Raw genomic sequence first — 14,231 nt, 5'->3', positions numbered from 1 at the left:
TTCGGCGAGTTTCTGCGACCACGCCGCCGCGAATCCTCGGTCCGGCGTCCAGATGCGATGGAATTGCGGTGACACGTGGCGAAGAAGGGGCATACCAGGGTGAACGAAGTCAGGCCTAGTCCGGTTCAAACCCACCGGCTGAGCCGGATGGCCGGACGCGATCCGCACGAGCAGCACCGGGTGGCGACTCCGCTGGAATTGCTGTTCGACCTGACATTTGTAATCGCCTTCGGGGTGGCCGCCGCACAATTCGCGCATCTGATGGCCGAGGGGCACGTGTCGGCCGGGTTGGCGGGTTTTGGGTTCGCCGCGTTCGCGATCTGGTGGGCGTGGATGAACTTCACCTGGTTCGCCTCCGCCTACGACACCGACGACTGGATCTACCGGGTGATGACGATGCTCCAGATGGTCGGCGTCATCATCCTGGCGCTGGGCATACCGCCGGTGTTCACCTCCATCGAACACGGCGGGCACGTCGACAACGTGGTGATGGTGGCGGGCTATGTGGTGATGCGAATCGCGATGGTGGGGCAGTGGTTACGGGCCGCTGCGCAGGATCCGCCACGCCGGTCCGCGTGCCTGACCTATGCGTGTGCGGTCGTCGTCGCGCAGATCGGGTGGGTGGTGCAGATCTTCGTACAGACCTCGCTGACGGTCTTCTTCGTCACCGCCCTGGCGCTGATGGTCGTCGAGATCAGCGGACCGATCCTGGCCGAGCGGTGGATGGGTGGCACCCCGTGGCACGCCCATCACGTCGCCGAGCGCTACGGGCTGCTCGCGATCATCGCGTTGGGTGAAGGAGTGGTCGGCACGGTGGCGTCCCTGACCGCGGCGGTGGGGGAGCACGGCTGGTCCACCGACGCCATCCTGCTCGTCGCTTCCGGAATCGGGCTGACCTTCGGGATGTGGTGGGTGTACTTCCTGGTTCCGGCCGGCGCATTGCTGCACGCCCAGCGCTCACTCTCGTTCTGGTACGGATATCTGCACCTGGCGGTGTACGCGGCGATCGTGGCCACCGGCGCCGGCTTGCACGTGGCGGCGTACTACGTCGACGGTCAATCGAAGCTGAGTTCGGTCGGTACCGTGCTGGCAGTGGCGATTCCGGTTGGCGTCTACCTGGCGGCGATGTTCGTCATCTACTCACTTCTTGTGGGGGATTTCGACCTGCTGCACGCGCTGTTGCTGGCGCTGGCCGCAGGGGCGCTCGTGGCCGCGGTGGCGCTGGCCGCAAACGGGACGTCGATGGCGGCGTGTCTGTTGGTCGTTACCGCGGCACCGCTGGTGGTGGTCGTCGGGTTCGAGGCGGTCGGGCACCGGCACGCCGCCGAGATCGTCGGTCGGCGCCTGGACGCTCACCGGCCAGGGTGAGTCTCGAAGCTTTCCAACAACATTCGTTCCTGCTCGGCCGCCAGCAGGCGGCGCGTCTTGTGGCGGGTGATCAGGATTCCGATCGTGGCCAGAATCCAGACCGCGTACTGCACTGACCAGGCCAGCCGGAACGATGCGAAAGAGTAGCTGTCGGCGCCGGACAGGATCAGGCCCATCGCCTGCATCACCAGCAGTGCCGCCAGGAAGCCACCCATGTTCACCATGCCCTGGGCGGTCCCGAGCGTGTGGCTCGGATTGAAGGTGCGGGCGAAGTCGAATCCGACCATCGAACCGGGACCGCCCACCGAGATGACGACGATGAGCACCACCAACAACCACACCGGCGCCGGGCCGGGCAAGGCCAGCACCACGGTCCACACCAGGGCGTTACTGGCGATGATCCAGAGCACCAGACGTGATCTGCGGTGCGGATGCCGGCCCGTGAATACGCCGATCATGATCCCGGCCGAGATCGCGGCCACCACTGAGACAGTCAGCAGCGAGCCTGCTGCGGTCTCCGAAAGTCCCTGCGCCACCGTCAGGTAGGGCACTCCCCACATCAGCGCGAACACCGTGACCGAGAACTGGGTGCCCATATGGGTGAAGAATCCGAGCCTGGTGCCGGGTCGCAGCCAGACGGTCTTGATACGGGACAGGCTGGCGTGCAGGGAGATCGGCTCGGACGTGAGCGCCGTGCCGTGCGGAGTGTTGCGGATCAGGGCCAGCGCCAACACGATCACCACGATTCCGAACGCTGCGACCGACAGGTATGCCGGTGTCCACCCCGACCCGGTGAGGATCGCGAGGAACGGGACCGCAGACAGGACCTGACCGAGCTGACCGCAGATCCCGGTCAGCTGTGCCACCAACGGAACGCGCGCCGGCTCGAACCAGTACGGCACCAAGCGAAGTACCGAGATGAAGGTCAATGCGTCGCCCAGGCCGACGATGGCCCGCGCACCGATCGCCGCGGGTAGCGACTCGCTGAGTGCGAGCACGAGTTGGCCGGCGGTCATCAGCGCGGCCCCACAGACGATGAGCACACGGGAGCCGAACCGGTCCAGCAGCAGTCCGGCTGGTACCTGGGCCGCGGCATAGACGATCACCTGCAGCACGACGAACGTGGACAGCACGCCAGGGCTCGCGGCAAATCTGTCGGCGGCCTGCAGGCCGGAGACGCCGAGGGTCGTGCGGTCGAGCACGGCGATGATGTACGCGAGTAGTCCGGTGGCCCAAACGATCCAGGGACGCACGCGGGCACCTTTCGTCAAATGTGTTTCTCGGGGCAGGCATACATGCTCTCGCACTCATGGGTGGCCAAGCGACCGGAGTTGATTGTCGCGGCTGTGAATTTCGTCTCGAGGCCCGCTCTGCCGCGATTCATAGAGTTGGCTGAAAATGCACTCTCACGTGTAACTGGGAACAGGTGGTGCGGCATATGTGCAGATAACCGGGCTGCTTATGTACATGGAGGGCGGCGGGGTCGCTCAGCCGTGAATTCGCTCGCAGTATTAATCGGGGAGTAGGGTGTCGGCATGAATCGCTGTTCAATCCGACGCGGAGGACGTCGGCTTGGTTGAGTATCGTCTGGAAGACCTGGCGCGTATTTCCGGCGTCAGCGCTCGCAATATCCGCGCTTATCGTGAGCGCGGACTGCTGGATTCGCCGCGGCGCGTCGGGCGCTCGGCGTACTACGGCGAGCGGCACCTGGCTCAGTTGACCGCGATCAGCCAGCTACTGGCCAAAGGTTTCAACTCGGCGCACATCGCCGAGTTCTTCGCGGGCTTGCGTGGCGGCAAGGATCTGCCCGGTGCTCTGGGAATCCAGGCCTCGGACTGGTGCCGGCCGAAAACACTGACACTGAACGTGGATCCGGCCGACGAGGATGTCCGCACGCTCGTGGAGTTCGGATTGCTGGACATCGTGGAGGGCCTGGAGGGCCCAGAGCGCGTCGAGGCCCCCGCGGAGGTGGTCGACCCGGCATTGGCCGCGCTGGTCACCGGCGCCGAGGACCAGCGGCGCTGCATCCGGATCATTGCCCACCTCGCCAGGTCGACCGATGCCGCGATCGAACAGGTGGCCGAGTCGGCTGTCGCGGCGCTCGCCGCATGCCGGGGCGTCTCGTCCGATACCGACTTGCGGGAGCTGGCCCAGGCCGTGGTCTCGGTCGGATTGGAGCGGGCCCTGCGGACCCGTTTGGCAACCGCTGAATAAGGCCTGTTCAGACCCAATCGGGGCAGGTGTGAACCTTGATGTACCTGTGGTCGGTGGCGTTGAAGTGAATATTGAGGAACTTGTCGTAATCTGAGGCACGTGTCGATATCCCGACGCGACCTGCTCAAATACGCGGCGGCTGCACCCGCGCTGATCGGGCTGGGTACCGGCCTGGCGTCGGTCGGCGCCGGAGTGACCGCCCCTCCGGCCGGCGCCGCGCCGCTGGGTGTCCTGCTCGATTACGCCGCCGGCGTCATCCCTGCTGCCGATATCCGCACGTCAGGAGCCATCGGGGCAATTCGCTATGTCTCCGACCGCAGGCCCGGCGGTGCGTGGATGCTCGGTAAGCCGATTCAGTTGCCCGAAACCCGGGATCTGTACCAGAACGGCCTCAAGATCGTGTCCTGCTATCAGTACGGCAAGGAGCACACCGCCGACTGGCTGGGCGGGCAGAACGCCGGGATTCAGCACGCCAAGCGCGGCTGGCAGTTGCACTCCTCTGCGGGCGGATCGGTGGGGGCGCCGATCTACACGTCGATCGACGATGATCCGAGCTATGAGCAGTACAAGCAGCAGGTAGCGCCGTATCTACGCGGCTGGGAGGCCGTGCTGGGGCACCAGCGGGTCGGCGTGTACGCCAACTCCAAGACGATCGAATGGGCTCTGCAGGACGGGCTGGGCTCGTACTTCTGGCAGCACAACTGGGGCTCGCCGGGCCGGGTCGCCCACCCTGCCGCACACCTGCATCAGGTCGAGATCGACAAGCGCAACGTCGGCGGGATCGGCGTGGACATCAACCACATCCTCAAGCCGCGATTTGGTCAGTGGGACTGAAATAGTTACCGACGAGTAAGATATTTCAGCAAACTTTTTGCTCGGATGCGCGAGATTCGCTGGACAGAATCGGCCCGATTGTCTGCTGGATCGCGGCTGCTCGGGAGCCTCGGATGCGACGGAAAATTTAGGTAACGATTCGATAACAATACTGCCTTGATCTGCGCAGTTATGGCTACTCGACCGTAACCACCCGCCAGCAGGACGTTTGTCCCGAATGGCTTTGGCCGCCAGTCTGTGCTGCGTTACGTTACCGGCGGTTACCCATGCGTAGAACTCGCCAGTAACCAATCTGGGCGGAAAACGCCTACCCCCTCTTATGACACTCTTAGTACGGCGGGAATGTGAGTGACACCGTCCGGAGAGTTCCGGCGGCCGGCATTCCAGCCTGATTCGACGCTGAATCGCCGTTGGCCTGTCGCCCGGGCAGCCCACACCGCCCCAGACATGCAGACAGACACCGAGCACCGCACCGCGACAGCCACACGCGACACCATTCACCGCAGAACCACAGCAGCACCGAGGAGATAGCGCCAGTGACGATCTACGAACACGACCGGGTGTCCGCCGGTCGCAACGACGACTCAGGATCCGACGGTCGGCAGGCTGACTCCACCCACGCCCTCGTCGACCGGCTGAGCGCCGGAGAGCCCTACGCCGTCGCCTTTGGCGGCCAGGGCAGCGCCTGGCTGGAGACTCTTGAGGAATTGGTGTCCTCGGCCGGTATCGAGGCCGAACTGGCGACCCTGGCCGGCGAGGCCGAGTTGCTGCTCGAGCCGGTGGCCGCCGAACTCGTCGTGGTGCGGCCTATCGGGTTCGAGCCGCTGCAGTGGGTTCGCGCGCTGGCCGCCGAGGAGCCGGTGCCGTCCGACAAGCAGCTGACCTCTGCTGCCGTGTCGGTGCCCGGCGTCCTGCTCACCCAGATCGCCGCGGTGCGCGCACTGGCCCGTCAGGGCATGGACCTGGCCGCCACCCCGCCGGTGGCCGTCGCCGGGCATTCCCAGGGCGTGCTGGCCGTCGAGGCCCTGGCCGCCAAGGGCGCCAGGGATGTGCAGCTGCTGGCGCTGGCGCAGCTGATCGGCGCGGCAGGCACCCTGGTGGCCCGTCGCCGCGGGATCACCGTGCTGGGTGACCGTCCGCCGATGGTGTCGGTCACCAATGCCGAGCCCGAGCGCATCTATGAACTGCTCGAAGAGTTCAGCCAGGACGTCCGCACCGTGCTGCCCCCGGTGCTGTCCATCCGCAACGGCCGGCGCTCCGTTGTGATCACCGGCACACCTGAGCAGCTGTCGCGGTTCGAGCTCTACTGCAACCAGATCGCTGAGAAGGAAGAGGCCGAGCGCAAGAGCAAAGTCCGCGGCGGCGCGGTCTTCGCTCCGGTCTTCGACCCGGTGCAGGTCGAAGTCGGTTTCCACACCCCCCGTCTGGCCGACGGCGTCGACATCGTCGCCCGTTGGGCCGAGGCCGTCGGAATCGACGTCAAGCTCGCCCGCGAGATGGCCGAAGCCATCCTCGTCAGCCAGGTGGACTGGGTCGACGAGATCACCGAACTGCACGAGGCCGGCGCCCGCTGGATTCTGGACCTCGGCCCCGGCGACATCCTGACCCGCCTGACCGCCCCGGTGGTCCGCGGGCTCGGCATCGGGATCGTGCCCGCCGCGACCCGCGGTGGCCAGCGCAATCTGTTCACCATCGGTGCGGTGCCCGAGGTGGCCCGGCCGTGGTCGAGCTACGCCCCGACCGTGGTGAGCCTGCCCGACGGATCGGTCAAGCTTTCGACCAAATTCACCCGGCTCACCGGACGCTCGCCGATCCTGCTGGCCGGTATGACGCCCACCACAGTGGACGCCAAGATCGTCGCGGCCGCAGCAAACGCCGGCCACTGGGCCGAGCTCGCCGGCGGCGGGCAGGTCACCGAGCCGATCTTCAACGATCGCATCGCCGAATTGGGCGAGCTGCTGGAGCCCGGCCGGGCCATCCAGTTCAACACCTTGTTCCTCGATCCGTACCTGTGGAAGCTGCAGGTCGGTGGCAAGCGGCTGGTGCAGCGCGCTCGCCAGTCCGGTGCGCCGATCGACGGTGTCGTGGTCAGTGCCGGCATCCCGGACCTGGAAGAGGCCGTCGACCTGATCGGCGAACTCAATGACCTCGGCATCAGCCACGTGGTGTTCAAGCCGGGCACCGTCGAGCAGATCCGCTCGGTCATCCGGATCGCGGCCGAGGTGCCCACCAAGCCGGTGATCGTGCACATCGAGGGCGGCCGCGCCGGTGGCCACCACTCGTGGGAGGACCTCGACGACCTGCTGCTGGCCACCTACTCCGAGCTGCGCAGCCGGTCCAACATCACTATCTGCGTCGGCGGTGGCATCGGCACCCCCGAGCGGTCCGCGGAATACCTGTCCGGCCGCTGGTCGGCCACCCACGGTTACCCGCTGATGCCGATTGACGGCATCCTGGTCGGCACCGCCGCCATGGCCGCCCTTGAGGCCACCACGAGCCCGCAGGTCAAGCAGCTGCTGGTGGACACCAAGGGCACCGAGGCATGGGTCGGCGCCGGCAAGGCCTCGGGCGGCATGGCCTCCGGCCGCAGCCAGCTCGGCGCCGACATCCACGAGATCGACAACACCGCGTCGCGCTGCGGCCGGCTGCTCGACGAGGTGGCCGGTGACGCCGACGCCGTGGCCGCGCGCCGCGACGAGATCATCGCCGCGATGGCCGACACCGCCAAGCCGTACTTCGGTGATGTCGCCGACATGACCTACCTGCAGTGGCTGCGCCGCTACATCGAGCTGTCCATCGGCGAGGGCAACAGCACCGCGGACACCAAGCGTGACGACTCGCCGTGGCTGGACATCACCTGGCGCGACCGCTTCGAGCAGATGCTCAAGCGCGCCGAAGCACGTTTGCACGCACAGGATTTCGGTTCGATCGAGACGCTGTTCGATGCCGACGGCGACGGCCAGGCGCTGCTGGAGGACCCGAAGGCCGCGCTGGCCGCGCTGGTCTCGGCCTACCCGGACGCCGCTTCGGTGCAGCTGCACCCGGCCGATGTGCCGTTCTTCGTCGAGCTGTGCAAGACGCTGGGCAAGCCGGTCAACTTCGTCCCGGTGATCGACAAGGACGTGCGCCGGTGGTGGCGCAGCGACTCGCTGTGGCAGGCCCACGATGCGCGCTACGACGCCGATCAGGTGTGCGTCATCCCCGGCACCGCCGCGGTGGCCGGCATCACCCGGGTCGACGAGCCCGTCGGTGAATTGCTGGACCGCTTCGAGCAGGCCGCCGTCGACGAGGCGCTGGCCGCCGGCGCCCAGCCGCAGGCCGTGCTGTCGCGCCGTCAGGGCCGCGGCGATGTGACCGGTCCGCTGGCCGTGCTGCTCGACGCCCCCGACGTGTTGTGGGCCGGTCGCACCTCGGTCAACCCGGTGCACCGGATCGCCCCGGCTGCCGAGTGGCAGGTCCGCGAGAACCGTTCCGCCACAAACGCTTCCACCGGAGCCCGCCTTGAGGTCGCCGATGATCAGCACGTGGTGCTGTCGGTGCCGCTGTCGGGAACCTGGATCGACATCCGGTTCACCCTGACCGAGGCCATCCGCAGCGGTGGCGCACCCGTCGTCGAGGTCGCCGACGCCGCGACCGCGATGCGTTCCGTGCTCGCCATCGCCGCGGGCGTCGACGGACCGGACGCGCTGCCTCCCGTCGTCGACGGGACCGCCAAGGTCACCGTCGCCTGGAACCCCGAGCAGGTCGCCGATCACACCGGCGTCACCGCCACCTTCGGTGCGCCGCTGGCGCCGACGCTCACCGTGGTCCCGGATGCCCTGGTCGGTCGTTGCTGGCCCGCGGTGTTCGCCGCGATCGGGTCGGCTGTCACCGACTCCGGATTCCCGGTCGTCGAAGGTCTGCTGAGCCTGGTGCACCTGGACCACGCCGCGCACCTGCTGGCTGCGCTGCCTGCCGAGCCCGCCGAATTGGCCGTCACCGCAACGGCTTCAGCCGCCTACGACACCGAGGTCGGCCGAGTTGTGCCGGTTTCGGTGACCGTGCGCAGCTCCGACGGCACCGAGCTGGCCAAGCTGGAGGAGCGGTTCGCCATCCGCGGCCGTACCGGCGAGGCCGAGCTGACCGACCCGGTCCGGGCCGGCGGTGCGATCTCGGACAACGCCACCGACACCCCGCGTCGTCGCCGGCGCGACGTCACGGTCGGTGCACCCGTGGACATGCGGCCGTTCGCCGTGGTGTCCGGTGACCACAACCCCATCCACACCGACCGGGCAGCCGCGCTGCTGGCTGGTCTGGAATCGCCGATCGTGCACGGCATGTGGCTGTCGGCCGCGGCGCAGCACGTCGTCACCGCCACCGACGGGAAGCCGATCCCGCCGGCCAACCTGGTCGGCTGGACCGCCCGCTTCCTGGGCATGGTCAAGCCGGGCGACGAGGTCGACTTCCGCGTCGACCGGGTCGGAATCGACGTCGGCGCAGAGGTTGTCGAGGTTCAGGCCCGCATCGGCTCGGAGCTGGTGATGGCCGCGACCGCGCGGCTCGCGGCGCCCAAGACCGTCTATGCGTTCCCCGGCCAGGGCATTCAGTCCAAGGGCATGGGCATGGAGGTCCGGGCCCGGTCCAAGGCCGCCCGCAAGGTGTGGGACAAGGCCGACAAGTTCACCCGTGACACGCTGGGCTTCTCGGTGCTGCACGTGGTCCGCGACAACCCGACGTCGCTGATCGCCTCCGGTGTGCACTACGAGCACCCCGAAGGTGTGCTGTACCTGACCCAGTTCACCCAGGTCGCGATGGCCACGACGGCTGCGGCCCAGGTCGCCGAGATGCGTGAGCAGGGCGCGTTCGTCGAGGGCGCGATCGCCTGCGGTCACTCCGTCGGCGAGTACACCGCGCTGGCCTGCGTGTCCGGCGTCATCGAGCTCGAAGGTCTGCTGGAGGCAGTGTTCCACCGTGGCTCCAAGATGCACGACATCGTGCCGCGGGATGAGCGGGGCCGGTCCAACTACCGGCTGGCTGCGATCCGGCCGTCGCAGATCGACCTCGCCGACGAGGATGTCGAGAGCTTCGTCGCCGAGATCGCCGAGCGCACAGGTGAATTCCTGCAGATCGTGAACTTCAACCTCCGCGGTTCGCAGTACGCGATCGCCGGAACCGTGCGGGGCCTGGAAGCGCTGGAGGAAGAGGTCGAGCGGCGCCGTGAGATCAGCGGCGGCAAGCGGTCCTTCATCCTGGTGCCCGGCATCGACGTGCCGTTCCACTCCAGCGTGCTGCGGGTGGGCGTGGACGACTTCCGGCGCAGCCTGGAACGCGTCCTGCCGCGCGACCGCGATCCGGAATTGGTGGTCGGGCGCTACGTCCCGAACCTGGTGCCCCGCCCGTTCACGCTGGACCGCGATTTCATCCAGGAGATCCGCGACCTGGTGCCGGCAGAGCCGCTCGACGAGATCCTCGCGGACTACGACACCTGGCGTAACGAGAAGCCCAGCGAGTTGATGCGCAAGGTCGTCATCGAGCTGCTCGCCTGGCAGTTCGCCAGCCCGGTGCGCTGGATCGAAACCCAGGACCTGCTGTTCATCGAAGAAGCTGCGGGAGGCCTCGGCGTCGAGCGGTTCGTCGAGATCGGCGTGAAGAACGCGCCGACGGTCGCCGGACTGGCCACCAACACGCTGAAGCTGCCCGAGTACGCCCACAGCACCGTCGAGGTGCTCAACGCCGAGCGCGATGCCGCGGTGCTGTTCGCCAGCGACACCGACCCGGAACCGGAGCCTGAGGTCGAAGAAGCGGCCCCGGCGGCGGCTTCCGAGGCCGCTCCTGCTGCTGAGGCCGCCCCGGCCCCGGCAGCCGCCCCGGCTGCTCCTTCCGGTGGCCCACGGCCCGACGACATCACGTTCGACGCGGCCGACGCCACCGTGGGTCTGATCGCGCTGAGCGCCAAGATGCGCATCGACCAGATCGAGGGGCTGGACTCGATCGAGTCCATCACCGACGGTGCGTCCTCGCGCCGCAATCAGCTGCTGGTGGACCTGGGCTCCGAGCTGAACCTGGGTGCCATCGACGGTGCCGCCGAGGCGGACCTGGGCGCGCTCAAGGGACAGGTCAGCAAGCTGGCCCGCACCTACAAGCCGTTCGGCCCGGTGCTCTCGGACGCCATCAACGATCAGCTGCGCACCGTGTTCGGCCCGTCGGGCAAGCGCCCGGCCTACATCGCCGAGCGCGTCACCAAGACCTGGGAGCTGGGTCCGGGCTGGGCCAAGCACGTCACCGTCGAGGTGGCGCTGGGCACCCGTGAGGGCAGCAGCGTTCGCGGCGGCGATCTGGGTGCTCTGCACCCGGGCGCGCTGGCGACTGCCGCCGACGTCGACAAGGTCATCGACGCCGCGGTCGTCGCGGTGGGCGCCCGCCAGGGCGTGCCGGTGAGCCTGCCCTCGGCCGGCGGTGCCGGTGGCGGCGGTGTGGTGGATTCGGCCGCGCTGAACGAGTTCGCCGAGAAGGTCACGGGTCCCGACGGCGTGCTGGCCTCGGCCGCCCGCCTGGTGCTGGGCCAGCTCGGCCTGGACGCTCCGGTCGGTGCCCCCGAGGCTGCGACCGACGCCGAGCTGATCGACCTGGTCACCACCGAACTCGGTTCGGACTGGCCGCGATTGGTGGCTCCGGCGTTCGACGCCAAGAAGGCTGTCGTGTTCGACGACCGCTGGGCCAGCGCCCGTGAGGACCTGGTCAAGCTGTGGCTGGCTGACGAGGGCGAGATCGACGCCGAGTGGCCGCGCCTGTCGGAGCGCTTCGAGGGTGCCGGACATGTCGTTGCCACGCAGGCGAATTGGTGGCAGGGCAAGGCGCTGGCCGCCGGCCGTACCATCCACGCCTCGCTGTTCGGTCGCATCGCGGCCGGCGCGGAGAACCCGGGCAAGGGCCGCTACAGCGATGAGGTCGCCGTGGTGACCGGTGCGTCGAAGGGCTCGATCGCCTCGTCGGTCGCCGGGCAGCTGCTCGACGGCGGCGCCACGGTCATCGCCACCACCTCGCGTCTGGACGACGACCGGTTGGCGTTCTACAAGGAGCTCTACCGCGAGAACGCCCGCTTCGGTGCCACCCTGTGGGTGGTCCCGGCCAACATGGCGTCCTACGCCGACATCGACAAGCTGGTCGAGTGGGTCGGTAGCGAGCAGATCGAAAGCCTTGGGCCGCAATCGATCCACCTCAAGGATGCGCAGACCCCGACGCTGCTGTTCCCGTTCGCCGCACCGCGCGTGGCCGGGGATCTGTCGGAGGCGGGTTCACGCTCCGAGATGGAGATGAAGGTGCTGTTGTGGGCCGTGCAGCGGCTCATCGGCGGGCTGTCGACGATCGGTGCCGAGCGCGACATCGCCTCACGGCTGCACGTGGTGCTGCCGGGCTCGCCCAACCGCGGCATGTTCGGCGGCGACGGCGCTTACGGCGAATCCAAGTCCGCGCTCGACGCGTTGGTGAACCGCTGGAGCGCCGAAGCTTCGTGGGCCGACCGGGTCAGCCTGGCGCACGCGCTGATCGGCTGGACCAAGGGCACCGGGCTGATGGGGCACAACGATGCCATCGTCAGCGCGGTCGAGGAGGCCGGCGTCACCACCTACACCACCGCCGAGATGGCAGCCATGCTGCTGAACCTGTGCACGGTGGACGCGAAGGTGGCCGCGGCCAACGCCCCGGTCAAGGCGGATCTGACCGGCGGACTGGGTGACATCAAGATCGACATGGCCGAGCTGGCTGCCAAGGCCCGTGAAGACATGTCCAGTGCCGCAGGCGAATCCGAGGACGACGAGGACGAAGGCGCGATCGCCGCACTGCCGTCCCCGCCGCGTGGACACAACCCGGCCCCCGCGCCGGAGTGGGCCGATCTCGACGTCGACCCGGCCGACCTGGTGGTCATCGTCGGCGGTGCCGAACTCGGGCCGTACGGCTCGTCGCGCACCCGCTTCGAGATGGAGGTCTCCGGCGAGCTGTCGGCGGCCGGCGTGCTGGAACTGGCCTGGACGACCGGTCTGGTCAAGTGGGAAGACGATCCCAAGGCCGGCTGGTACGACACCCAGACCGGTGAGCTGGTTCCCGAATCGGAGATCGTGGAGCGCTACCACGACGCCGTGGTGGAGCGCTGCGGCATCCGCGAGTTCGTCGACGACGGTGCGATCGATCCCGATCACGCCTCGCCGCTGCTGGTCAGTGTGTTCCTGGACAAGGACTTCAGCTTCGTGGTGTCCAGCGAGGCCGACGCCCGGGCGTTCGTGTCCTTCGACCCCGAGCACACTGTGGCCTTGCCGGTGCCGGATTCCGGTGACTGGCAGGTGATCCGCAAGGCGGGCACCGAGATTCGGGTTCCGCGCAAGACCAAGCTGTCGCGCACGGTCGGTGCCCAGATCCCCACCGGGTTCGACCCGACGGTGTGGGGCATCACCCCGGACATGGCCAGCTCGATCGACCGGGTGGCGCTGTGGAACATCGTGGCGACAGTGGACGCGTTCCTGTCCTCGGGTTTCACCCCGACCGAGCTGATGCGTTGGGTGCACCCGAGCCTGGTGGCCTCCACCCAGGGCACCGGCATGGGCGGCATGACCTCGATGCAGACCATGTACCACGGCAACCTGCTGGGTAAGTCCAAGCCGAACGACATCCTGCAGGAGGTGCTGCCGAACGTCGTTGCGGCACACGTCATGCAGTCCTACGTCGGCGGCTACGGCGCGATGGTCCACCCGGTCGGCGCGTGCGCCACCGCGGCGGTCTCGGTCGAGGAGGGGGTCGACAAGATCCGTCTCGGCAAGGCCGACCTGGTGGTGGCCGGCGGCTTCGACGATCTGACCCTGGAAGCCATCATCGGCTTCGGTGACATGGCGGCCACCGCCGACACCGAGACGATGCGGGCCAAGGGCATCAGCGACTCGAAGTTCTCCCGCGCCAACGACCGTCGTCGTCTCGGCTTCCTGGAAGCCCAGGGCGGTGGCACCATCCTGCTGGCCCGCGGTGATCTCGCCGTCAAGATGGGCCTGCCGGTGCTGGCCGTCGTCGGTTACGCGCAGAGCTTCGCCGACGGTGTGCACACCTCGATCCCGGCTCCGGGCCTGGGTGCCCTGGGCGCCGGGCGTGGCGGCAAGGATTCGCAGCTGGCCCGCTCGCTGGCCAAGCTGGGCGTCGGCGCCGACGACATCGCGGTGATCTCCAAGCACGACACCTCGACGCTGGCCAACGATCCCAACGAGACCGAGCTGCACGAGCGGCTGGCCGACTCGATGGGTCGCTCACAGGGTGCTCCGCTGTTCATCGTCAGCCAGAAGACGCTGACCGGGCACGCCAAGGGCGGCGCGGCGGTGTTCCAGATGATGGGTCTGTGCCAGATCCTGCGCGACGGCGTCATCCCGCCGAACCGCAGCCTGGACTGCGTCGACGACGAGCTGGCCACCTCCGGCCACTTCGTCTGGGTGCGCGAAACCCTCGACCTGCGCGGCAAGTTCCCGATCAAGGCCGGTCTGGTCACCAGCCTCGGGTTCGGTCACGTGTCGGGCCTGGTTGCCCTGGTGCACCCGGAGGCGTTCATCGCAGCGTTGGATCCGGCCGAGCGCGACGACTACCGCAAGCGGGCCGAGCAGCGCACGCTCGCCGGTCAGCGTCGGTTGGCCGGGGCGATCGCCGGTGGGCGTCCGATGTACGAGAAGCCCGCCGATCGCCGGTTCGACCACGACGTGCCGGAGAAGCGTCAGGAAGCAGCGATGTTGCTGAATGCCGACGCTCGACTCGGTGACGACGATCTCTATGTGCGGTGAGTGCGTGCACGGAGAGGTGAGCTAGGTTCG

5 protein-coding genes are annotated in these 14,231 nt (G+C 68.0%); 4 read left to right on the top strand and 1 reads right to left on the bottom strand.

The window, feature by feature from the left end; all coding sequences use genetic code 11:
* The first annotated feature begins 147 nt into the window (after positions 1–147).
* Positions 148–1,368, top strand: a complete 1,221-nt coding sequence (locus EYZ64_RS21740) for a low temperature requirement protein A (protein ID WP_135456600.1) — start codon at positions 148–150, stop codon at positions 1,366–1,368.
* On the opposite strand, the gene EYZ64_RS21735 is transcribed toward EYZ64_RS21740, so the two are convergent.
* Positions 1,353–2,621: an MFS transporter gene (locus EYZ64_RS21735; protein WP_135456598.1), complete on the bottom strand. Its 1,269-nt coding sequence runs from the start codon at positions 2,619–2,621 to the stop codon at positions 1,353–1,355. The genes EYZ64_RS21740 and EYZ64_RS21735 overlap by 16 nt on opposite strands.
* A gap of 319 nt (positions 2,622–2,940) precedes the next feature.
* On the opposite strand from EYZ64_RS21735, the gene EYZ64_RS21730 reads away from it, so the two are divergent.
* The 3 genes from EYZ64_RS21730 to EYZ64_RS21720 all read left to right on the top strand — a co-directional run bounded on the left by EYZ64_RS21730 (position 2,941) and on the right by EYZ64_RS21720 (position 14,201).
* Complete coding sequence (locus EYZ64_RS21730; RefSeq protein WP_286175084.1) at positions 2,941–3,582, top strand: MerR family transcriptional regulator; 642 nt, start codon at positions 2,941–2,943, stop codon at positions 3,580–3,582.
* 99 nt (positions 3,583–3,681) lie between these two features.
* Positions 3,682–4,416: a DUF1906 domain-containing protein gene (locus EYZ64_RS21725; RefSeq protein WP_135456596.1), complete on the top strand. Its 735-nt coding sequence runs from the start codon at positions 3,682–3,684 to the stop codon at positions 4,414–4,416.
* A gap of 536 nt (positions 4,417–4,952) precedes the next feature.
* Positions 4,953–14,201, top strand: a complete 9,249-nt coding sequence (locus EYZ64_RS21720) for a type I polyketide synthase (protein WP_135456594.1) — start codon at positions 4,953–4,955, stop codon at positions 14,199–14,201.
* The last annotated feature ends 30 nt before the right edge of the window (positions 14,202–14,231 follow it).

Source organism: Mycobacterium sp. DL99 (genome assembly GCF_004762045.1).
Taxonomy (GTDB): domain Bacteria; phylum Actinomycetota; class Actinomycetes; order Mycobacteriales; family Mycobacteriaceae; genus Mycobacterium.
This window is presented reverse-complemented; position numbering and strand designations above follow the sequence as displayed.